Origin of the sequence: Pseudomonas moorei (assembly GCF_042846945.1) — a bacterium.
Classification (GTDB): Bacteria; Pseudomonadota; Gammaproteobacteria; order Pseudomonadales; family Pseudomonadaceae; genus Aquipseudomonas; species Aquipseudomonas moorei.
Genome location: NZ_AP035776.1, coordinates 6,086,906 through 6,109,115, shown reverse-complemented (window position 1 = coordinate 6,109,115; position 22,210 = coordinate 6,086,906). Strand labels below are relative to the sequence as shown.

The following is a 22,210-nucleotide window of genomic DNA, read 5'->3' as shown; positions in this document are numbered from 1 at the left end:
CGGCGGAAGAGTGATTGGAGTGATAGCACTCATTCCGTTGCGGAATGAGTGAAGGGTCATGTGCCGTCGGCCCGTGAACCTTGCGTCGAAACTTTGAGGGCTGATGATACATTCACTTACATCTTGTTCGATAGCATGCTTATGTTCGCCCTTGCCTCCTTAACGTTCATTAGCGGAAGTCACGTCCATGAATGCGATGTTGCGTTACCTGATTCGCGGCGCCTCTCTGGTTACGTTGGTCAGTTTGTTCTCGGTCAGTTGGGCTCAGGCACAAGAGGCGCCGGGCATGCACATTGGTGTGCGCGGCGAGATCATCGAGGTCAGCGCCGATCGGGTGAAAGTCCATGCCAACAGCGGTGAAAACCTGACCGTCAACCTGAACAAGGACACCAGGATTCGCGCCGTTACCCTGGCCAATATCGAAGACATCAAACCCGGCAGTTACATCGGCTCGGCCGCCATTCCTCAAGAGGATGGCAGCCTGAAGGCGCTGGAAGTCCACGTTTTCCCGCCGGAACTGGCGGGCAGTGGCGACGGGCATCGCCCCTTTGATCTGGCCAAGGGCAGCAGCATGACCAATGGCAGCGTCGGCGACCTGGTGGTCAGCAACGGCCGGATCCTGACCGTTAACTACAAGGGCGGCCAGCAGAAGATTCTGGTGCCGGAGGACGTGCCCATCGTCAACGTGCTGCCGGGGGATCGCAGCTTGCTCAAAGTGGGGACGAAAATCGTCACGTTCGTCACCCAAAGCGCCGATGGCACGCTGACGGCGCAGTCGATTTCGGCCGGCAAGGACGGGGTGACGCCGCCGATGTAAGGCCTACCGACCATCCGAAGAAAAACCCGCTTAGCCCTGACGGCTAGACTCTACAGGGGGATCACTTCAACGCGTCCTTACCAAGCGGGAGCATCACGATGAAAATCGTATCTTCGCTGGCATTGGTGGTAGCGGTCGGGTGCATCTGCGGATGCTCAACAGTGCCTGACCGTCAGGTCACCAATGTTCCCCTCAATGCTACTTCCATCAACGCCGGCCATATCGCCCGGCCCATCATGATGTCCAGTGGTCATGAAACCGTGTTCTGGTTTGCCGTCAGTGGCGAGAGCATGGGCAGCGCTTTACCAGGCCGTCTGATGGCCTACATCTATCCGGGAAGCTGTGCGAGCCTGGGTTCGAAACCGGCCTATGACATGAACGACGGTCCGAACGCGCGGTTCTATTCCCAGGCATCGCACCAGTATTTCTGGAAAAGCGCACCGGTAGCCGTCGAGACGCTTCGAGCGGGCGGCTATGCATTGGTGGTGCGGGAAAGTCCGGCCGATGGTCACCAGAGTATTTTCTGCGGCAACTTGAGCTGAAACAGCAGATGAAAAAAACTGTGGGAGCGAGCTTGCCCGCGATGATATCTGCACAATCAACATCGTCGTTGACTGCCATGACCCCATCGCGAGCAAGCTCGCTCCCACAGTCGTCGCAGTGTTCAGGTGATTACTGACCGCTATAGATCTGGTCGAAAACGCCACCATCATTGAAGTGGGTTTTCTGCACAGTGCGCCAGTCGCCAAAGGTTTTCTCTACCGAGAGGAATTCCACTTTCGGGAAGCGATCGGTGTACTTGGCCAGAACGGCCGGGTCACGCGGACGCAGGTAGTTCGCCGCCGCAATCTCCTGGCCTTCCGGCGACCACAGGTACTTCAGGTATTCCTCGGCGGCGGCGCGGGTGCCTTTTTTGTCCACGGTTTTGTCGACCACCGACACCGGCGGCTCGGCTTCGGCGGAGACGCTTGGGTAGATGACTTCAAACTGATCGCGACCGAATTCGCGGGCGATCATTTCCGCTTCGTTTTCGAAGGTCACCAGCACATCGCCAATCTGGTTGGTCATGAAAGTGGTGGTAGCGGCGCGACCACCGGTATCGAGCACCGGCGCTTGCTTGAACAGTTTGCCGACGAAGGCTTTGGCCTTGTTCTCGTCGCCGCCGTTCTTCAGCACATAGCCCCACGCCGACAGGTAGGTGTAGCGGCCGTTACCCGAGGTTTTCGGGTTCGGCACGATGACTTGCACGCCATCCTTGAGCAGGTCCGGCCAATCCTTCAGCGCTTTCGGGTTGCCCTTGCGGACGATGAACACGGTAGCCGAGGTAAACGGCGCGCTGTTATTCGGCAGGCGCGTCACCCAGTTGTCCGGGACCAGTTTGCCGTTGTCTGCCAGGGCGTTGATGTCGGTGGCCATGTTCATGGTGATGACGTCAGCCGGCAGGCCATCGATGACCGATCGCGCCTGTTTGCTGGAGCCGCCGAAGGACATCTGCAGGGTGATGTTTTCGTTGTGTTCGGCTTGCCAGTGTTTCTGGAACGCAGTGTTGTAGTCCTTGTAGAAATCGCGCATCACGTCGTAGGAAACGTTGAGCAGGGTCGGTGCGGCCTGAGCCACACTGGTCAGTGCCAGGCCAGCGGCCAGAAGCGAGGCGCCTAAGAGTTTTTTCACTGCGCAATCCTTGTTCTGAAAGTTTGTTTTTAAAGGTGAGGCAATTTGCCAGCGACTATAGCCGGGCTCGCATAGTCCTTTAAAGATTAAAAAGCACTTTGCTTATTCCAGTTTCTTGAACAATGCATTGCCGCAACGAGAGCAGAACGCGGCGTCGGGTTCATGGCTGTTTTTCCGGCACACCGGGCATTCGTGGTGAAGGTTTTCACCCCGCATGGCGTTGGCCAGTTCAGCGGTGAATATGCCGGTCGGCACGGCGATGATCGAGTAACCGGTGATCATCACCAGCGAGGAAACCACCTGCCCCAGCGGCGTCTTCGGCACGATATCGCCGAAGCCTACGGTGGTCAGGGTCACGATGGCCCAATAGATGCCTTTGGGAATGCTGGTGAACCCGTGTTCCGGGCCTTCGATCACATACATCAAGGTGCCGAACACGGTCACCAGCGTGCAGACGCTGACCAGGAACACCACGATTTTCTGCTTGCTGCCGCGCAGGGCAGACATCAGGTAATTGGCCTGTTTCAGGTAAGGGCTGAGCTTGAGCACGCGGAAAATCCGCAGCATTCGAATGATCCGGATGATCAGCAGGTACTGCGCATCGGAATAGTACAGCGCGAGGATGCCGGGCACGATGGCCAGCAAATCCACCAGGCCATAAAAGCTGAAGGCGTAGCGCAGTGGCTTGGGCGAACAGTACAGGCGCAGGCCATATTCAATGGCGAAGATGACCGTGAAACCCCATTCGATATACGCCAGCACATCGGCGTAGTCCTGGTGCACCGCATCGATGCTGTCGAGCATCACGACCACCAGGCTGGCGAGGATGATCAACAGCAAAATGCCGTCGAAACGCCGACCGGCCTTGGTGTCGGTCTGGAAAACCATGACGTAGAGTTGTTCACGCCATTTTTTAGTACTGATGTCCATGGATAACGCCTGACTCGAGAATCAGCGCAGCCTAGGTCGATTCTCCCCGGGAGCGCAAGGCGCAGAGACATCCATGGCGTTGCCGAACACTTGAGCCACCGAACGGACCAGCCAGCAGGCGAGGATGAACGGCGCGGTCAGCGTGGGCAGGCCGATCGTGGCGAACACCGGCGTCAGCAGCAGCGCCAATGCAATGCCGGCCAGTGGCAGCCACGGTTGCTGGCGCTGCGAGCTGAAGGCGAGGGCAGCGAGCACGGCGTTATAGCCACCGAGGCCGAGCAGGGCGGTGTAGAAATCATGGTGCAGCAGGCTCCAGCCCATGCCCGCGACAGACGCCAACAGCGCCCAGCAGAATGCGCGACGGTCAGCAATCAGCAAGCCGGCGGCAATCATCGCACCGGCCAGCGGATGACCAAGGAACATCACCTGACCAAAGCCTTTGAGGGGCGCGGCGAGCATGTTCGGCGTGTCGACTTCGATCAAATGTGCCTGGGTCGAGGGCGTGGCGAAGCACAGCAGCACCCAGCTCAATACCACGAAGGGCGTGGTGTAGGCGGGCAGGCATTGGTTGAACCGGGCGCGCTTGAGCCACTGTTGAGTGAGCATCGCGCTCAGCCCGCCGCAGGCGATGATCACCAGCGGCAGCATGGCCGACCAGGGGAAGTACAGGCTCAGCAACAACCCGAGCAGGACGCCGTTGTAACTGAACAGCCCGGCCTGGCGATCGGCCTTGGCGTAGCCACGACGTTGTGCGGTGAGCAACCCGGCGACGCCGCCGAGCAGCGCGCCGCCGAGCAGGGCGGGGGCGGTAAACAGAATGGCAAGCAGGCACAACAGACCGAACAGCGGGTGACGCTGGAGGAATATCTGGCTGAAGCCGTTGAGCGTGGCCGTTGCCCAATCGGGGCAATGGGTGTTGAAGTGGTTGGCAGGCATGGCAGTTCTGAAAGTCAAAGGGAGCGAGTCGGTCGAGCGCGACCCCGGCGGATCGCCAGCAGGCTGGCTCCCACACTGAATCTCTGTTCAGTATTGATTTCATGATCGACACAAAAACCATGTGGGAGCCAGCCTGCTGGCGATGAGGCCGGTATGGGCGCTCTAGATCAACGTCTCGATGCGCAAAGAGTTAGTCGATCCCGGCTGCCCAAACGGCACACCTGCCGTGATCAATAATGTGTCGCCACGCTGGGCCATGCCTTGGGCCTGGGCGATTTCCAGTGCGGTCGAGCAGACTTCATCGACCTGGCGCAGGCGATCGTTGACTACCGAGTGCACGCCCCACGCCACGCTCAGGCGACGGGCGGTTTGCAGGTTCGGAGTCAGGTTGAGGATCGGCACCGTCGGCCGCTCCCGTGCCGCTCGCAGGGTCGACGCGCCGGACTCGCTGTAATTCACCAGTACGGCCACCGGCAGCACATTGCTGATGCGACGGATCGCGCAGCTGATCGCGTCGGAAACGGTCGCTTCGGCTTTCGGCCGGCTGACGTCCAGTTGGGTCTGGTAGTCCGGACCGTTTTCCACCTGACGGATGATCTTGCTCATCATCTGCACGGCTTCGAGCGGGTATTCGCCGGAGGCGGTTTCCGCCGACAGCATCACCGCATCGGCACCTTCGGCCACGGCGTTGGCCACGTCTGTGACTTCGGCACGGGTCGGGGCCGGCGAGAAACGCATCGATTCGAGCATCTGGGTAGCCACCACCACCGGTTTACCCAGTTGGCGGCATGTGCTGATGATGTTTTTCTGGATCTGCGGCACGCTTTCGGCCGGCACCTCCACGCCGAGGTCACCCCGGGCAACCATGATCGCGTCGCTCAATTCGGCGATTTCCCGCAGTTGGGTGACCGCCGAAGGCTTCTCGATCTTGGCCATCAAGAACGCTCTGTCGCCGATCAGGGCGCGGGCTTCGCGGATGTCGTCCGGACGCTGCACGAACGACAGTGCCACCCAGTCCACACCGAGTTCGAGACCGAAGCTCAAATCGCGGCGATCCTTGGCGGTCAACGGGCTGAGATCGAGCACCGCTTGCGGCACGTTCACCCCTTTGCGATCCGACAGCTCGCCACCGTTGAGCACGGTGGTGTCGATGGCGTCGGCGTATTTGGTGACCACCCGCAGGCGCAGCTTGCCGTCGTCCAGTAGCAGGTCCATGCCCGGCTCCAGCGCGGCGATGATTTCCGGATGTGGCAGGTTGACCCGGCGCTCATCGCCCGGCGTGGTGTCGAGGTCCAGGCGCAGGGCCTGACCGCGGACCAGTTGCACCTTGCCCTCGGCAAACTTGCCGACCCGCAGTTTCGGGCCTTGCAGGTCCATCAGGATGCCCAGCGGATAATTCAGCTGACGCTCGACTTCACGGATCCACTGATAGCGCTGGGCGTGGTCGGCGTGATCGCCGTGGCTGAAGTTCAGGCGGAAGATATTGACCCCGGCCTGCACCAGCTCGCGGATGTCGTCGATTCCGTCGGTGGCAGGGCCGAGGGTGGCGAGGATTTTGACCTTTTTATCAGGCGTCATGGTTTTGGGCTCTCGAGAATCAGAATGGCGCGGAAGTCATTGACGTTGGTGCGGGTCGGCTCGGTGACGATCAGTGCGTCCAGCGCCTCGAAGTAGCCGTAACCATTGTTGTTGTCCAGCTCGTCGCTGGCGCTCAAGCCGAGGGCGGCGGCGCGCTCGTAACTGTCCGGGGTCATGATTGCGCCGGCGTTGTCTTCGGAGCCGTCGATGCCATCGGTGTCACCGGCCAGCGCGTAGACACCGGGCAGGCCCTTGAGGCTGTCAGTCAGGCTGAGCAGGAATTCAGCGTTGCGTCCGCCCCGGCCATTGCCGCGCACGGTCACCGTGGTTTCGCCACCCGAGAGGATCACGCACGGCGCCGGCACTGGCTGCCCATGCAGGACCACTTGGCGGGCGATGCCGGCGTGGACTTTGGCCACCTCGCGGGATTCGCCTTCCAGGTCGCCGAGAATCAGCGGGCTGAAGCCGGCCTGGCGGCATTTCACGGCGGCAGCTTCCAGCGATTGCTGCGGGCGGGCGATCAACTGGAAATGACTACGGGCCAGGCTTGGGTCGCCGGGCTTGACCGTCTCCGATTCCGGGCTTTGCAGCCAGGTGCGCACGGACGGCGGAACTTCGATGTCGTAGCGCTTGAGAATCGCCAGCGCCTCGGCCGAAGTGCTGGGGTCGGCCACGGTGGGGCCAGAGGCAATGACCGTGGCGAGGTCGCCCGGTACATCGGAAATCGCATAGGTATAAACAGTGGCGGGCCAGCAGGCCTTGCCCAGACGCCCGCCCTTGATCGCCGAGAGGTGCTTGCGCACGCAGTTCATTTCGCCGATGGTCGCGCCGGATTTGAGCAGGGCTTTGTTGATCGACTGCTTGTCGGCCAGGGTGATGCCGGCGGCGGGCAGGGCGAGCAAAGCCGAACCCCCGCCCGAGAGCAGGAAGATCACGCGGTCGGCTTCGGTCAGGTTGCTGACCAGTTCAAATACCCGTTTGGCCACGGCCTGGCCGGCTGCATCCGGTACCGGATGCGCGGCTTCGACCACTTCGATTTTTTCACAGGGCGCGCCATGGCCGTAACGCGTCACGACCAGGCCGGACACTTCACCCTGCCAGCAGCGTTCGACCACCTGGGCCATGGCCGCGGCGGCTTTGCCCGCACCGATGACGATCACCCGACCGCTGCGATCCTTGGGCAAATGGGCTTCGAGGACTTGCTGCGGATGGGCGGCGTCGATGGCTGTGGCGAACAGCTCGCGGAGGAATTGTTGCGGATCGACCGACATGGCGGGCTCCCGGAATTCTTGTTATTGGAGTAGGGCGAAAACAGGTGTTTCGGCTCGGTCCCTGTGGGAGCTGGCTTGCCAGCGATGCAGGCGCCGCAGTCTTACAGGCAGACCGAGGCGATGTCATCGCGGGCAAGCCCGCTCCCACAAGTATTGCGGCGAATGTTACTTATCGCGAATCGAGAAATTCGCCATGTGCTCCAGGCCTTTGATCAGTGCCGAGTGATCCCAGTTGCTGCCACCGATGGCCGCGCAGGTGCTGAACACTTGCTGGGTGTTGGCGGTGTTCGGCAGGTTGATGTTCAGCTCCTTGGCGCCTTGCAGGGCCAGGTTCAGGTCCTTCTGATGCAGGCTGATGCGGAAGCCCGGATCGAAGGTGCCCTTGATCATGCGCTCACCGTGCACTTCCAGGATTTTCGACGAAGCGAAACCGCCCATCAGGGCTTCACGCACCTTGGCTGGATCGGCACCGTTTTTCGAGGCGAACAGCAGGGCTTCGGCCACGGCCTGGATGTTCAGGGCCACGATGATCTGGTTCGCCACTTTCGCGGTCTGACCGTCGCCATTGCCACCGACCAGAGTGATGTTTTTGCCCATGGCCTGGAACAGCGGCAAAGCGCGTTCGAAGGCATCGGCGTCGCCACCGACCATGATGCTCAGGGTCGCAGCTTTGGCGCCGACTTCACCGCCGGACACAGGCGCGTCGAGGTACTGGGCGCCTTTCTCGTTGATTTTGGCGGCGAACGCCTTGGTGGCGGTCGGCGAGATCGAGCTCATGTCGATCACGATTTTGCCTTTGCCAACGCCGGCGGCAATGCCATCGGCGCGGAACAGCACGTCATCGACCTGTGGAGTATCCGGCACCATGACGATGATGAATTCGGCTTCCTGGGCCACTTCTTTCGGGTTCGCCAGGGCAACGGCGCCAGCGGCGACCAGGTCGGCAGGCGCGGCGTCGTGGTGCGCCGACAGGAACAGGCTGTGACCGGCTTTCTGCAGGTTCAACGCCATTGGGTGGCCCATGATGCCGGTGCCGATAAATCCGATTTTAGCCATGAGAAAATCCTCTTGTTTTTGTCTTGCTCAAGCAAATAGGGAACTGTTTTTTGTGGGAGTGAGCCTGCTCGCGATAGCGGTGTGCCAGGCAACATAGATGTTGAATGTGCCGGCCTCTTCGCGAGCAGGCTCGCTCCCACAGGATTTGTGTCAGATCGCGTTATGGGTTTTCAGCCAGCCCAGGCCTGCTTCAGTGGTGGTCAACGGCTTGTATTCGCAGCCGACCCAACCCTGGTAACCGATGCGGTCCAGGTGTTCGAACAGGAAGCGGTAGTTGATTTCACCGGTGCCTGGTTCGTTGCGCCCCGGGTTGTCCGCGAGCTGTACGTGGTTGATCTCGCCCAGGTGCGATTGCAGGGTGCGGGCCAGATCGCCTTCCATGATTTGCATGTGGTAGATGTCGTATTGCAGGAACAGGTTGGCACTGCCGACCTGCTCGCGAATCGACAGGGCTTGCGCCGTGTTGTTCAGGTAGAAGCCCGGGATGTCGCGGGTGTTGATCGCTTCCATCACCAGCTTGATGCCCGCCGCCTGCAGCTTGTCGGCCGCGTACTTGAGATTGGCGACGAAGGTTTTTTCCACGGTGGCGTCGTCGAAGCCTTGTGGACGAATCCCGGCCAGGCAGTTGACCTGGGTGTTACCCAGCACCTGTGCGTAAGCGATGGCCAGATCGACGCCGGCGCGGAATTCTTCGACACGGTCCGGCAGGCAGGCAATGCCGCGTTCGCCCTTGGCCCAGTCACCGGCCGGCAGGTTGAACAGCACTTGGGTCAGACCGTTTGCGTCGAGCCTGGCCTTGATTTCGGCAGAGCTGAAGTCGTACGGGAACAGGTATTCGACACCCGTGAAGCCGGCCTTGGCGGCCGCGTCGAAACGGGCAAGAAAGTCCTGTTCGGTGAACAGCATGGACAGGTTGGCTGCGAAACGCGGCATGGTGGTCTCCTGTAAATTTGTCAGGTCCCTTATGGGAGCGAGTCTGTGGCGAGGGAGCAAGCTCCCTCGCCACACAGGCGCGCTCACACGGAGGAATCAATCAAGCAACGAAATCGCTGTCGGTGCGTCGTTGCCGACCAGCGCCAGGTCTTCGAATTCGTTGACGGCGTTGATCTCGGTGCCCATGGAAATGTTGGTCACGCGCTCCAGGATGATTTCAACGATCACCGGTACCTTGAACTCTTCGATCAGCTCCTGGGCCTTGCGCAGGGCAGGCTGGATCTGAGCCGGTTCGAATACGCGCAGCGCCTTGCAGCCAAGGCCTTCGGCAACCGCGACGTGGTCGACACCGTAGCCGTTGAGTTCCGGTGCGTTGAGGTTGTCGAAGGACAACTGCACGCAGTAGTCCATGTCGAAACCGCGCTGCGCCTGACGGATCAACCCCAGGTACGAGTTGTTCACCACGACGTGGATGTACGGCAGCTTGAACTGCGCGCCCACCGCCAGTTCTTCGATCATGAACTGGAAGTCATAGTCGCCCGACAGTGCGACAACCTTGCGGTCCGGGTCAGCCTTGACCACACCCAGCGCCGCCGGAATGGTCCAGCCCAACGGGCCGGCCTGACCGCAGTTGATCCAGTGACGCGGCTTGTAGACGTGCAGGAACTGCGCGCCGGCAATCTGCGACAGACCGATGGTGCTGACGTAGCAAGTGTCTTTGCCGAACACCTGGTTCATTTCTTCATACACACGCTGCGGCTTGACCGGCACGTTGTCGAAGTGAGTCTTGCGCTGCAGGCTGGCCTTGCGCTGCTGGCAATCCTGCAACCAGGCGCTGCGGTTTTTCAGCTTGCCGGCGGCTTGCCATTCGCGAGCGACTTCGATGAACACGGTCAGCGCGGCGGCGGCGTCGGAAACGATGCCCAGGTCCGGGGTGAACACGCGGCCGATCTGTGTGCCTTCGATATCGACGTGGATGAACTTGCGGCCTTCGGTGTAGACATCCACCGAACCGGTGTGACGGTTGGCCCAGCGGTTACCGATACCCAGTACCACGTCGGATTTCAACATCGTGGCGTTGCCGTAGCGATGCGACGTCTGCAAGCCAACCATGCCGACCATCAGCGGGTGATCGTCCGGGATCGTGCCCCAGCCCATCAGGGTCGGGATGACCGGGATGCCGGTCAGTTCAGCGAATTCAACCAGCAGATCGCTGGCGTCGGCGTTGATGATGCCGCCACCGGCCACCAGCAATGGACGCTCGGCCTGATCGAGCAGGGCCAGTGCCTTCTCGACCTGAACTCGGGTAGCGGTCGGTTTGGCCAGCGGCAGTGGCTGGTAAGCGTCGATGTCGAATTCGATTTCGGCCATCTGTACGTCGAATGGCAGGTCGATCAGCACCGGGCCAGGACGGCCGGAACGCATTTCGTAGAACGCTTTCTGGAACGCGTAAGGCACTTGGCCCGGCTCCAGGACCGTGGTTGCCCATTTGGTGACTGGCTTGACGATGCTGGTGATGTCGACAGCCTGGAAGTCTTCCTTGTGCATACGGGCGCGGGGTGCTTGCCCGGTGATGCACAGGATTGGAATCGAGTCGGCCGAGGCGCTGTAGAGCCCGGTGACCATGTCAGTACCGGCAGGGCCGGAGGTGCCGATGCACACGCCGATGTTGCCGGCCTTGGTGCGGGTGTAGCCCTCGGCCATGTGCGACGCGCCTTCAACGTGGCGGGCGAGGACGTGATCGATGCCGCCGACCTTTTGCAGGGCGGAGTACAGCGGGTTGATGGCGGCACCGGGGATGCCAAAAGCGGTATCAACCCCTTCACGGCGCATCACCAGAACGGCGGCTTCGATTGCTCTCATTTTGCTCATGGTTTTGTGCCTCTTTACGTTTTGTAATTGTATACAAGTGGCTTTGCGCAGAGTGTATTCACGGCGGACGGCGCAGGTCAATCCATTTTCTCAAGCGGTTGTTTCATTCGTCGGAAGCCCGAATCAGTGTGGCTTTTCGTCGCATGTGGCGCTTTTCGATAATTATTGTATACAAAAAAATAATTCATTGTGTTCTATTTGTTGCATCGGGCTGCGGCACATCGAAGCAGCCCAACGGCTTTCCGAAAAACAAAATGAGGACGGCACCATGAGCGCTTTAACCTTGAAAGTCGCAGTCAACCTGGTCAACGAGGCCATCACCGCGGGGCGTGCAATCAGCGCGGCACCGTTGACCATTGCGGTACTGGATGCCGGTGGGCATCTGATCGCCCTGCAACGCGAAGATGGCGCGAGCCTGCTGCGCCCGCACGTTGCCATTGGCAAAGCCTGGGGCGCCATCGCGCTGGGCAAAGGCTCGCGCCTGCTGGCGCTGGATGCGCAACAACGCCCAGCGTTTATCGCTGCGTTGAACAGCCTGGGCCAGGGCAGCGTCGTGCCGGCACCGGGTGGTGTGCTGGTTCGGGATCAGGAGGGGAAAGTGCTGGGCGCAGTAGGGATCAGCGGCGATCTGTCGGATGTCGATGAGCAGTGTGCGATCACGGCGATTGAGGCGTTGGGGTTGAGGGCGGATGCGGGGGTGAGTGCTTGAACTTAATAGTTTGAAGGACCGCATCGCGAGCAAGCTCGCACCCACACAGGACTTGTATACGACGCGAAACCCTTGTGGGAGCGAGCCTGCTCGCGATTGCTATCGACCAGACACAACCAGCTAAAAGTCTGCCTCATCCTCTGGCTGACAAAGTCTAGCCTTCTTCATGACTTCATCATGCAAGGAGCTAAGGAATGCCAGATTTACCCGCTTCAAACCGCCTGCGCATCGGTCGCTATACCGAAAAGAGCAGAGTTTATCTGCTGACCACCAACACATTTCACAGAGAACCTGTTTTCAGCGACTTTGCGTTGGGAAGACTGGTTGTCGCACAATTTCGCGCTGCGCAGGATCAAGGATGTGCAAACTCGTTGGCCTGGGTTGTGATGCCCGACCACTTTCATTGGTTGGTGGAGTTGCAACGCGGGTCATTGAGCGCATTGGTGCAGAAGACTAAATCCTTGAGTACTAAAGCGGTAAATCGATGCTCCGGACGTAAAAACAGCCTTTGGCAGAATGGCTTTCATGATCGAGCGCTGCGCCGTGAGGAAGACTTGGTGAGGTTGGCACGGTACGTCGTGGCCAATCCATTGCGTGCGGGGTTGGTTGAAAAGTTGGGTGATTATCCGTTGTGGGATGCTATGTGGGTTTGATTTGAAACCGAGCTGACGCTATCGCGAGCAGGCTCGCTCCCACGGGAAACGCGAACACCGTAGATACAATATGAAGCTGCTCGCGAATCCTCTCACTGCGGCTTAGCGATCCGGCTCACAACCCTTGAGCACCAACCGGATGATCGTCTGCGCCGCCGCTTCATAATCTTCTTCATCCAGCTTGGCCTTGCCGGTGATGGCGGTGATTTGCCAATCGAAGTCGGCGTAGGTCTGGGTCGCGGCCCAGATGCTGAACATCAGGTGGTTGGGGTCGATCGCGGCGATCTGGCCGCGGTCGATCCAGGTCTGGATGCAGTCGATGTTGTGTTTGGCCTGGCTGTTGAGTTGCTCGACCAGGTCGGTGCTCAGGTGCGGGGCACCGTGCATGATTTCGCTGGCGAACACCTTGGAGGCAAACGGCAGGTCGCGGGAGATGCGGATCTTCGAGCGGATGTAGCCACTCAATACTTCGCTGGGTACACCCTCGGGGTTGAAAGGGGTCGAGGCCTGCAGGATCGGCTCGATGATGCTTTCAAGAACCTCGCGGTAGAGGTTTTCCTTGGATTTGAAGTAGTAGTAGACGTTGGGCTTGGGCAATCCCGCCTTGGCTGCGATGTCGCTGGTTTTGGTCGCAGCGAAGCCTTTGTCGGCAAATTCTTCACTGGCGGCACGCAGGATCAGTTGTTTGTTGCGCTCGCGGATAGTGCTCATAAACCAGGTGGTTCCTTGCCTGTACTGGCGGTTGCGCATGGTAGCACCGGCCTTTGGCGGCGCTCAAGAATGCGCCGTGCGGCGCTCGGCCGCGTTATGCTGCACGCCACCTCTACAAGAAGGAAGCCTGATTCATGGCAGGAAGCAGTTTGCTGGTGCTGATCGACGACATCGCCGCCGTACTCGACGACGTTGCGTTGATGACCAAGATGGCCGCCAAGAAGACCGCCGGCGTGCTCGGTGACGATCTGGCGCTCAATGCCCAGCAGGTCAGCGGTGTGCGTGCCGAGCGGGAAATTCCGGTGGTATGGGCGGTTGCCAAGGGCTCGTTTGTCAACAAGCTGATCCTGGTGCCATCGGCGCTGGCCATCAGTGCGTTCATCCCGTGGCTGGTCACGCCGTTGTTGATGGTCGGCGGCGCGTACCTGTGCTTTGAAGGCTTCGAGAAACTCGCCCATAAGTTCCTTCACAGCAAGTCCGAAGATCAGGCCGAACATGCCGGACTGGTCGAGGCGGTCGCCGATCCGGCGGTCGATCTGGTGGCATTCGAAAAGGACAAGATCAAGGGTGCCATCCGTACCGACTTCATCCTCTCCGCAGAAATCATTGCCATTACCCTCGGCACCGTGGCCGGTGCACCGCTGACCCAGCAAATCATCGTGCTTTCGGGCATTGCCATCGTCATGACCATTGGCGTCTACGGGCTCGTGGCGGGCATCGTCAAGCTTGATGATCTGGGCTTGTGGCTGACGCAAAAGCCCGGACGGATGGCCCAGCGCATCGGCCGCGGGATTCTGCGCGCGGCGCCGTACATGATGAAGAGTCTATCGGTGATCGGTACGGCGGCGATGTTTCTGGTCGGTGGCGGCATCCTGACCCATGGCGTGCCGGTGCTGCATCACTGGATCGAAGCGATTGGCGCGGGGGCGGGCGGTGCCGGGTTTATCGTGCCGACGTTGCTCAATGCTGCGGCGGGGATTGTGGCGGGGGCGGTGGTGTTGGTGGGGGTGATGGCTGTCAGCAAAGCCTGGAAAAGGGTGAAAACCTGAACCTGTGAGTCGTTCCCACAGTGAATTGTGGTGTGACACGAATATTGAAAGGCCATTCGATGTGAGTCGAATGGCCTTTTTTGTACCCGCTGGAGCTACTCGGCAATCCGCAATTTGCGTGACTCGGTGTACACGTAACGTACCTTCTCGTATTCGAACGGCGAGTTCAGTTGGCCATAGCGGAAGTTGGTCTGGTAGCGCTTGTCGATGCCGCGCAGTACCCAGATTTCCGGATGGTTGGAGCTGACTTCAGAGACGTTCAGGTAGTTGATCGCCGACTCCGCACTGAAGTCCACCACCAGCCCGCCGGTGTCGCGGAAGTTCGATGGTCCGAGGATCGGCAAGACAAAGTAGGGGCCGCCCGGCACACCATAAAAACCCAGGGTCTGGCCGAAGTCTTCGTCCTGGCGAGGCAGGCCCATGGCGGTGGCCGGGTCCCAAAGTCCGGCGATGCCGATGGTGGTGTTGAGCAGGAGGCGCCCGGTAATTTCCATTGAACGGTGGCCCTTGAACTGCAACAGGCTGTTCAACAGGTTCGGTACGTCGCCGAGGTTGTTGAAGAAGTTGCTGACCCCCGTGCGCAAGAAGCCTGGCGTGACGTAGCGATAGCCGTTGACCACGGGCAGGAATACCCACTGATCGAACCGGTAATTGAAGTGGTACACCCGGCGGTTCCACTGTTCCAGCGGATCGTAGACGTTCAATGCACTGAGCGTAGAGCGTTCGAATTCACGCTGATCCAGCCCCGGATTGATCTTGAGTTTGCTCAGGGGTTCCTTGAAACCGTCGCTGTCGACCACAACCGGGGCGTTGGCTTTGCTGTTGTCGGCGTTGGCCGCGCCTGCACAGAGTAACGCAGCGATAAGCAGGAGGTATTTAGCCACGGAAAAACTCCAGCATGGCGTCGCTGTTGACGCGGTAGTTAAGGTTGCCGCAATGGCCGCCCAGCGGATAAAGGGTCAGGCGATCGCCAAAGGTCTTGCGCAGGAAACCGAGGTCGCCAGGGCCGAGGATCACGTCGTCGGCGTTATGCATGACGGCAATTTTCGGGCTGTCGTGCAGATAGTCCTTCAGCGCATACAGGCTTACCTGGTCGATCAGTTGCAGCAAGCTGCCGCCATCGGTGCGGGCGCGCCACATCGGAATCACCTGCTCGGTGATGTAGCAGTCGAAGTCACACTGCAAAGCGCGTTTGAGGAAAGGCGTCAGGCTGGTGCCCTCGGTGATCGGGTACTTCGGTGGGGTAATCAGGCCCCGACGGTTGATCAGGTCGGATGTGAAAGCGATGTCGGCCGCCGAGAAGCGAAATGAGGTGCCGATCAGCATGGCCATCTGTTCATTGGTCAGGTGCTGCTTGGACTGCTGGAGGTCGTAGAGCAGTGCATCGTTGAGATCGATGTAGCCTTTCTGCTGGAAGTAGCGGGTCAGTTTGTTCAGCACCAGTTCATAGAAGGTGGTGGTGTTATTGATGCCCTTGACCTCGGTTTGCACCAGCTTGTCGAGGTTGGTGATCGAGGTATAGAGGTTGACCGGCGGGTTGAGCAGCAGGACTTTCTTGAAGTTGAAGCTGCGGCGGGTTTCGTCCAGGTGCGCGACGAAGGCGGCGTCCAGGGCGCCCAGGCTATAACCGGTCAGGTAGTACTCGGTAACGGGCACGTTCGGGTTTTGCGCCCGCACGGCCTGCATCACCCGGTACATGTCCTCGGCGTCTTCCTTGGTAATACCCGGGGTGGCGAAGCGTGAAGCGGCGCTCATGAAGTCGAAGCTGGTGGGCGACGACAGTTGCACCACATGATAGCCGGCCTTGTAGTAGAGCTTTTTCAGGTATTCGTTAATGCTGCTGTCATAGCGCGCGCCAGTGCCGGCGATCAGGAAGATCAATGGAGCGGCTTTATCCTGGGTGGCAATGCGGTAGGTGAGTTTCTTTACCGCCCAGAAGTTGTCCGGCAAGTTGAATGCCCGCTCCGGGCGCAAGGTCATGCTGCGATCCGACTGATGGATGTCGTCGTCCAGCGGAAGCTCCGGACGCAAGTTTGGTGGCGTCGTGGCGATGGTCGCCTCGAACGGGTTGGTCAAGGGGTAGCCATAACTGGCGGCGTCGATATCGACCGCCATTGCGGACGCACTTAATATCAGGCCGCCAAACAGGGCAGCGAAGCGCAAGGAACGGAGCATGACTAGATCCCTTAAAAAAGGTGTCGAATGAAGTTCGCAGGCTATGACCATTGAATTTGCGCCAAAGTGCCACGCATCGGCACCAAACAGGCCTAATTTCGAAGTAATAGTAGCTGGACGATACACTTTGCAGCGTTTGAATGGCCAGTTAACTGTTGTTAGCGCTTGCGTAAGGCTGGCGGGCGATTAAGCTGGCCGCCGTTTTTCGCTTATTGGAGTGCTTCATGTCCCGTCGACTGTCTGTGGTTTTGCTGCTCGTTTTGCTGCCTTTATGGCTGGCCGCCAGTTATGGCGCGCGGTACGGCTTCATGGAGGATGCGCAATGGGTCGGCATTTGCGTGGATGAGGCGAGTCGTTGGGAGTGTCAGGTCCGTTCGAATCTGGGCCTGATGATTCACTTCAGCGTATTGGGTTGGAGTGCGGTCGCGGCTGCCGTGATCGGCTTCGTGCTGCCGGGGCGGGCAGGGTGGTGGTTGGCGGTGTTGGCGCTGGTGTTCGGGTTTCCGGCGCTGGCGCTGTACAACACGACCCTGGCTGTTTTTGCGGTGGTGATTGCCGGGTTGCGGTTGGTGCGTGGGTCGCGCACTGCCTGATAGATCGTCAGAGAGGGCAAGCCTGCCTCCACAGTGGGTTTCAGTGAATACGGAGTCTGCGTAAGACAAAGATTCCTGTGGGAGCGTGGCTTGCCCGCGATGAGGCCAATAAAGGCGCTAAAGATCAGCCCTTGCGAACCCGCAAACACCGCCACAACGCCGTCACCATCAACACGCTCACCAGCGCCCAGCCCCAGGCCTGCTGGTTCTGCAGACCTTCGCGGTACAGCTGAGGCGCAATGCCGGCGCCGATGATGAAGGTCAGCAAGGCAATCTCCCGACGCGGCACGTTCACCGGGCGGCACAGATAAACCAATGCCGGCACGATGAATGCGACGCTCGGGAAGCTGCGATAGCGTGGGTCGAACACCATTTCCAGCATCATGACCGCGGCCGCAAACCCGACCACTGCCAACAACCCTCCAGCCCGACGTTCCAGCGCATTGAATGCCCGTTCGCGCCAGCCAATGCGTGCGCTCAGCGTCAGTGCTGCATGGGCCAGCACCAACAGGTTCAACGCTGTCAGCAAGGCCACCCAGAGCCATTCACTGGTAAAGCGTGTGGTGACCCGTGCCAGGTCGCCCCAGGCACCGATCGCGCAGGCGGCCAACGCTCCCAGCAGTGGCAGCACCAGTGCCGCGCGAGTGCTGCGCACACGACCGCCAAGGATCAGCGTTCCGAGGAAGATCAAGCCACCCACCACCAGCCACTGCGACCAGTACGGCACGTTCGTCACCGGCCCGGCCAGCACGCCCTTGTCCTGGCGATCGGCATCGAACAAGCCCCAGTAGCCGCCGACCGCACCCTCGCTGGCGCGCTTCCACGGTTGGTCGAAGGCTTCGATCAGGTTGTAGTGCCAGCCCTGCTGCTCGGCCATGGCCACGAAACCGCGAATGAACTTGGCTTCATTGACCCGGCTAGGCAAGGCGGTTTCGCGCTGGCGGCCTTCACTTGGCCAGCCCGTCTCGCCAATCATCACGTCCTTGGGGGCGAATTTGTTGCCGAACACCTGGCGCACTTCGGCCACGTGTTGCAGCGCGGCGTCGATGTTCGAAGGATCGTCTTCCCAATAGGGCAGCAGATGGATGGTGAGGAAATCCACGGCAGGCGCGATTTCCGGGTGCTTGAGCCAGAACTCCCAGACATCGGCATAAGTGACAGGCTGTTTGACCTGGCTTTTGACTTTATTAATTAGCTTCGCCAGCTGCGCGCCGGTAACTTCCTTGCGCAACAGGGTTTCGTTGCCGACGATCACCGCCGTGACCACGTCGGCGTTGGCGTTGGCCGAGGCGATCAGCAGGTCGACTTCTTTTTCGGTGTCCACCGGATTGCTGTTGACCCAGGCGCCGATCATCAGCTTCAACCCATGCTTGCGCGCCAGGTCCGGCAGCGCCTCAAGACCGGTCATCGAGTAAGTACGGATGCACTCGAAGCGGGTCGCCAGCAGAGCGAGGTCAGCGTCCATGCGCTCAGGGCGCAACTTGAACGGTTGATCGAACGGCGATTGATCCTTGTCGAAAGGGGTGTAGGAGGCGCATTGCAGCTTGTGCGTCGCGCTGGCGACGTCCGGCAGGATCACCGGTTTGCCGAGGCCGTACCAGAAACCACACAGGGCAAAGAGGCCCAGCAGGCAGGCGAATAGATAAGCAAAAAAAGGAAAGCGTGATGTCGCAGGCATGATCAGGCCGTCTGGGAACAAAGCCGCGCATGTTACCTGCATTTGCTGTGCGCTTGGTGACCCGCATGATTTTGACATGCAAAGTTCGGGCGGACTGGCCGGTGCATTCGCTGTGCCGTGGATTAATGGCTTTCTGATGTCGTTTCTCGATGCCTTGAGGTCGCTGGTAGAGCAGGTCGCCATTGTCGTCAGGTTGATTATCGAAGGCGTCAGTTCCCTCGTTGATAAACGCGCTGATGATCGAACGGGTTTGCGGTGGGCGTGATGGGGGCGCTGTGCACCATAACAATACGTTGACGCGACTCGGCATCCGTCGAGCGCAGCACTTTCGGGGAAGTAACGATGAAGATGCGACGACTTTTAGGCGCGAGTGCCGCTCTGGTACTTGCGATTGGCTCCACATTCGCCAATGCCGAAAGCAAGACCGTGAGCATCGGTTACGTTGACGGCTGGTCCGACAGCGTCGCGACTACTCACGTAGCGGCAGAAGTGATCAAGCAGAAACTCGGTTATGACGTGAAGCTGCAGGCCGTTGCGACCGGGATCATGTGGCAGGGCGTGGCGACCGGCAAACTCGATGCCATGCTGTCGGCCTGGCTGCCGGTAACCCATGGCGAATACTGGGCCAAGAACAAGGATCAAGTCGTCGACTACGGTCCGAACTTCAAGGATGCGAAGATCGGCCTGATCGTGCCGGAGTACGTCAAGGCCAAGTCCCTGGCGGATCTGAAAACCGATGACAGCTTCAAGGGGCGTATTGTCGGTATCGATGCCGGTTCAGGCGTGATGCTCAAGACCGAACAGGCGATCAAGGACTACGATCTGACCGGCTATCAACTCAAGGCCAGTTCCGGCGCCGGCATGATTGCCGAATTGACCCGGGCCGAGAAGAAAAACGAATCCATTGCCGTCACCGGTTGGGTGCCGCACTGGATGTTCGCCAAGTGGAAACTGCGTTTCCTGGAAGACCCGAAAGGCGTCTATGGCGCGGCTGAAACCGTGGACAACATCGGCAGCAAAGAACTGGCAACCAAAGCACCGGAAGTGGCCAAGTTCCTGAAGAACTTCCAATGGGCCTCGAAAGACGAAATCGGCGAAGTCATGCTGGCGATCCAGGATGGTGCCAAACCTGAAGCTGCTGCAAAAGACTGGGTGGCGAAACACCCTGAGCGTGTTGCCGACTGGACCAAGTAAGAGCAAGGCAAGCGCCTGATCCGCGCTTTACAGGGCTGCCCGATATCCATGTCGGGCGGCCCTTTTTATTGCCAATGGATTAACGTCGCGTGACGGCTGTTTTTTATCGACCGGAATTTGGCGAAAACGTCATGCCGTTCTAAGACTAAGGTCGTCTGGAACCTGGCTCGCAGCCGCATAGAGTGGATATCGTTCCAACTAAATCTGTGCTGCGAGGATAAAAACAATGAACGACAGCATTTACCTCTCGATTCAAAACAGCCCGCGATTCAAGGAGCTGGTTAGCAAGAGAGAACGATTCGCCTGGATTCTCTCGGCGATCATGCTAGGGCTTTACTCCGGTTTCATCCTTTTGATTGCTTACGGGCCGCATATTCTGGGAGCGAAAATTAGCCCGGAATCTTCGATTACCTGGGGCATACCGATCGGCGTCGGGCTGATTGTTTCGGCCTTCGTCCTGACCGGTATTTACGTACGACGCGCCAATGGCGAATTCGACGACCTGAACAATGCGATTCTCAAGGAGGCTCAGCAATGATCCGGCGTCTAATGGCTCTATTGAGCATTGCAGCATTTGCACCTGGCGCCTGGGCAGCCGAAGCGCTGACCGGCGAAGTGCATAAACAACCGCTCAACGTTGCCGCGATTATGATGTTCGTGGTGTTCGTCGGCGCGACGCTGTGCATTACCTACTGGGCTTCCAAGCGTAACAAGTCGGCGGCCGACTACTATGCGGCGGGCGGCAATATCACCGGTTTGCAGAATGGTCTGGCGATTGCCGGTGACTACATGTCTGCAGCGTCCTTCCTGGGTATTTCCGCCCTGGTATTCGCCTCCGGGTACGATGGCCTGATCTACTCGATCGGTTTTCTGGTGGGCTGGCCGATCATTCTGTTCCTGATCGCCGAGCGTCTGCGTAACCTGGGTAAATACACCTTTGCCGATGTGGCGTCCTATCGCCTGGGGCAAACCCAGATCCGCACGCTGTCGGCTTGCGGTTCGCTGGTGGTGGTGGCGTTTTACCTGATCGCGCAAATGGTCGGTGCCGGCAAGCTGATCCAGCTGCTGTTCGGTCTCGACTACTACGTTGCAGTGATACTGGTGGGCATTCTGATGTGCATGTACGTGCTGTTTGGCGGCATGCTGGCGACCACCTGGGTGCAAATCATCAAGGCGGTGTTGCTGCTGTCCGGTGCTTCGTTCATGGCGCTGATGGTGATGAAGCACGTCAACTTCGACTTCAACATGCTGTTTTCCGAGGCGATCAAGGTTCACCCTAAAGGTGAGGCGATCATGAGCCCCGGTGGTCTGGTGAAGGATCCGATTTCGGCATTCTCTCTTGGTCTGGCTCTGATGTTCGGTACCGCTGGCCTGCCGCACATCCTGATGCGTTTCTTCACCGTGAGTGACGCGAAAGAAGCGCGTAAGAGTGTTCTGTACGCAACCGGCTTCATTGGCTACTTCTACATCCTGACCTTCATCATCGGCTTCGGCGCGATCCTGCTGGTCAGCACCAATCCGGCCTTTAAAGATGCGGCTGGCGCGCTGTTGGGTGGTAACAACATGGCGGCGGTGCACCTGGCCAATGCGGTGGGTGGCAGTATTTTCCTGGGCTTCATCTCGGCAGTGGCGTTCGCGACCATTCTGGCAGTGGTTGCCGGTTTGACCCTGGCCGGTGCCTCGGCGGTGTCTCATGACCTGTACGCCAGTGTGATCAAGAAGGGCAAGGCCAACGACAAGGACGAAATCCGGGTTTCGAAAATCACCACCATCATTTTGGGCGTGCTGGCGATCGGTCTGGGCATTTTGTTCGAAAGCCAGAACATTGCGTTCATGGTGGGCCTGGCATTCTCCATCGCGGCGAGCTGTAACTTCCCGGTGCTGCTGCTTTCGATGTACTGGAAGAAGCTGACCACTCGGGGTGCGATGGTCGGTGGCTGGTTGGGTCTGGTGAGTGCTGTGGGCTTGATGATCCTTGGGCCAACCATCTGGGTGCAGATTCTGCATCACGAGAAGGCCATCTTCCCGTATGAGTACCCGGCGCTGTTCTCGATGATCATTGCCTTCATCGGTATCTGGTTCTTCTCGATCACCGACAAGTCGGCGGCGGCTGATAATGAGCGGGCGCTGTTCTTCCCGCAATTTGTTCGCTCGCAGACCGGGCTGGGCGCGAGTGGGGCGGTTTCGCACTAAGGCTTCATGCTTTTATATAAGTAACGCAGTTGTAAAAGATGTCCCGGTCGAAAGATCGGGGCATTTTTTATTGGGCGGTGATCGCACGATTCCGTGAATATCCCCCCGATAGGAAGGTAGGGGCGAGCTTGATTGCTAAAAAACTAGCGGATAACTCGGACGGTTAGACAGGGCGCGTTATCGTTACCGAC

Annotated in this window: 22 protein-coding genes; 10 read left to right on the top strand and 12 right to left on the bottom strand. The window is 59.3% G+C overall.

What is annotated here, in order from left to right; all coding sequences use genetic code 11:
- Positions 1 to 187: 187 nt before the first annotated feature.
- Positions 188 to 817: a hypothetical protein gene (locus tag ACGJAX_RS28470; protein WP_248914774.1), complete on the top strand. Its 630-nt coding sequence runs from the start codon at positions 188 to 190 to the stop codon at positions 815 to 817.
- Between the two features lie 98 nt (positions 818 to 915).
- Positions 916 to 1,359: a hypothetical protein gene (locus ACGJAX_RS28465; RefSeq protein WP_090324218.1), complete on the top strand. Its 444-nt coding sequence runs from the start codon at positions 916 to 918 to the stop codon at positions 1,357 to 1,359.
- Positions 1,360 to 1,489: 130 nt separating this feature from the next.
- Here ACGJAX_RS28465 and ACGJAX_RS28460 read toward each other — a convergent pair whose 3' ends face one another.
- The 8 genes from ACGJAX_RS28460 to gcl form a co-directional block, all read right to left on the bottom strand.
- Positions 1,490 to 2,488, bottom strand: coding sequence for a sulfate ABC transporter substrate-binding protein (locus ACGJAX_RS28460; protein ID WP_247257577.1), 999 nt, complete (start codon positions 2,486 to 2,488; stop codon positions 1,490 to 1,492).
- Positions 2,489 to 2,590: 102 nt separating this feature from the next.
- A complete protein-coding gene (locus ACGJAX_RS28455; protein WP_390956930.1) occupies positions 2,591 to 3,418 on the bottom strand; it encodes an ion transporter in 828 nt (275 codons plus the stop codon).
- Between the two features lie 21 nt (positions 3,419 to 3,439).
- A complete protein-coding gene (locus tag ACGJAX_RS28450) occupies positions 3,440 to 4,354 on the bottom strand; it encodes an urea transporter (protein ID WP_390956929.1) in 915 nt (304 codons plus the stop codon).
- Between the two features lie 162 nt (positions 4,355 to 4,516).
- Positions 4,517 to 5,932 (bottom strand): pyruvate kinase, encoded by a 1,416-nt coding sequence (pyk, locus tag ACGJAX_RS28445; RefSeq protein WP_090324211.1) that lies wholly within the window; start codon positions 5,930 to 5,932, stop codon positions 4,517 to 4,519.
- Positions 5,929 to 7,203, bottom strand: coding sequence for a glycerate kinase (locus tag ACGJAX_RS28440; RefSeq protein WP_090324209.1), 1,275 nt, complete (start codon positions 7,201 to 7,203; stop codon positions 5,929 to 5,931). Before ACGJAX_RS28440 ends, pyk begins: the two co-directional genes overlap by 4 nt.
- A gap of 165 nt (positions 7,204 to 7,368) precedes the next feature.
- Positions 7,369 to 8,259, bottom strand: a complete 891-nt coding sequence (locus ACGJAX_RS28435) for a 2-hydroxy-3-oxopropionate reductase (protein WP_390956928.1) — start codon at positions 8,257 to 8,259, stop codon at positions 7,369 to 7,371.
- Positions 8,260 to 8,409: 150 nt separating this feature from the next.
- Positions 8,410 to 9,192: a hydroxypyruvate isomerase gene (gene hyi / locus ACGJAX_RS28430; protein ID WP_090324205.1), complete on the bottom strand. Its 783-nt coding sequence runs from the start codon at positions 9,190 to 9,192 to the stop codon at positions 8,410 to 8,412.
- Between the two features lie 96 nt (positions 9,193 to 9,288).
- A complete protein-coding gene (gcl, locus tag ACGJAX_RS28425) occupies positions 9,289 to 11,064 on the bottom strand; it encodes a glyoxylate carboligase (protein ID WP_047531913.1) in 1,776 nt (591 codons plus the stop codon).
- A 268-nt stretch (positions 11,065 to 11,332) separates the two neighbouring features.
- Between gcl and ACGJAX_RS28420 the strand changes: the two genes are divergently transcribed.
- On the top strand, positions 11,333 to 11,773 hold the full coding sequence (locus ACGJAX_RS28420; RefSeq protein WP_390956927.1) for a heme-binding protein: 441 nt from the start codon (positions 11,333 to 11,335) through the stop codon (positions 11,771 to 11,773).
- Between the two features lie 194 nt (positions 11,774 to 11,967).
- Positions 11,968 to 12,426: an REP-associated tyrosine transposase gene (locus tag ACGJAX_RS28415; RefSeq protein ID WP_390956926.1), complete on the top strand. Its 459-nt coding sequence runs from the start codon at positions 11,968 to 11,970 to the stop codon at positions 12,424 to 12,426.
- Between the two features lie 102 nt (positions 12,427 to 12,528).
- Here the strand turns inward: ACGJAX_RS28415 and ACGJAX_RS28410 are convergent, their stop codons facing one another.
- Complete coding sequence (locus ACGJAX_RS28410; RefSeq protein WP_390956925.1) at positions 12,529 to 13,137, bottom strand: TetR family transcriptional regulator C-terminal domain-containing protein; 609 nt, start codon at positions 13,135 to 13,137, stop codon at positions 12,529 to 12,531.
- Positions 13,138 to 13,271: 134 nt separating this feature from the next.
- On the opposite strand from ACGJAX_RS28410, the gene ACGJAX_RS28405 reads away from it, so the two are divergent.
- Positions 13,272 to 14,186, top strand: a complete 915-nt coding sequence (locus tag ACGJAX_RS28405; protein WP_390956924.1) for a DUF808 family protein — start codon at positions 13,272 to 13,274, stop codon at positions 14,184 to 14,186.
- Positions 14,187 to 14,281: 95 nt separating this feature from the next.
- On the opposite strand, the gene ACGJAX_RS28400 is transcribed toward ACGJAX_RS28405, so the two are convergent.
- Together ACGJAX_RS28400 and ACGJAX_RS28395 are read right to left on the bottom strand one after the other, a co-directional pair.
- Positions 14,282 to 15,070 (bottom strand): VacJ family lipoprotein, encoded by a 789-nt coding sequence (locus ACGJAX_RS28400; protein WP_247257568.1) that lies wholly within the window; start codon positions 15,068 to 15,070, stop codon positions 14,282 to 14,284.
- A complete protein-coding gene (locus ACGJAX_RS28395) occupies positions 15,063 to 16,361 on the bottom strand; it encodes a serine/threonine protein kinase (RefSeq protein ID WP_090324193.1) in 1,299 nt (432 codons plus the stop codon). The genes ACGJAX_RS28400 and ACGJAX_RS28395 overlap by 8 nt, the downstream gene beginning before the upstream one ends.
- Before the next feature lie 224 nt (positions 16,362 to 16,585).
- On the opposite strand from ACGJAX_RS28395, the gene ACGJAX_RS28390 reads away from it, so the two are divergent.
- The gene (locus tag ACGJAX_RS28390; RefSeq protein ID WP_390956923.1) at positions 16,586 to 16,954 is read left to right on the top strand and encodes a hypothetical protein; all 369 of its coding nucleotides are present in this window, start codon (positions 16,586 to 16,588) and stop codon (positions 16,952 to 16,954) included.
- Between the two features lie 124 nt (positions 16,955 to 17,078).
- Here ACGJAX_RS28390 and ACGJAX_RS28385 read toward each other — a convergent pair whose 3' ends face one another.
- Positions 17,079 to 18,674, bottom strand: coding sequence for a beta (1-6) glucans synthase (locus ACGJAX_RS28385; RefSeq protein ID WP_390956922.1), 1,596 nt, complete (start codon positions 18,672 to 18,674; stop codon positions 17,079 to 17,081).
- A gap of 34 nt (positions 18,675 to 18,708) precedes the next feature.
- Between ACGJAX_RS28385 and ACGJAX_RS28380 the strand changes: the two genes are divergently transcribed.
- From ACGJAX_RS28380 to ACGJAX_RS28365, 4 genes are all read left to right on the top strand, one after another.
- Positions 18,709 to 18,897, top strand: coding sequence for a hypothetical protein (locus ACGJAX_RS28380; RefSeq protein WP_245706717.1), 189 nt, complete (start codon positions 18,709 to 18,711; stop codon positions 18,895 to 18,897).
- A 77-nt stretch (positions 18,898 to 18,974) separates the two neighbouring features.
- A complete protein-coding gene (locus ACGJAX_RS28375; RefSeq protein ID WP_090324188.1) occupies positions 18,975 to 19,826 on the top strand; it encodes a glycine betaine ABC transporter substrate-binding protein in 852 nt (283 codons plus the stop codon).
- Between the two features lie 226 nt (positions 19,827 to 20,052).
- Complete coding sequence (locus ACGJAX_RS28370) at positions 20,053 to 20,364, top strand: DUF485 domain-containing protein (RefSeq protein ID WP_007939152.1); 312 nt, start codon at positions 20,053 to 20,055, stop codon at positions 20,362 to 20,364.
- The gene (locus tag ACGJAX_RS28365) at positions 20,361 to 22,019 is read left to right on the top strand and encodes a cation acetate symporter (protein WP_247257565.1); all 1,659 of its coding nucleotides are present in this window, start codon (positions 20,361 to 20,363) and stop codon (positions 22,017 to 22,019) included. Before ACGJAX_RS28370 ends, ACGJAX_RS28365 begins: the two co-directional genes overlap by 4 nt.
- Positions 22,020 to 22,210: the final 191 nt, after the last annotated feature.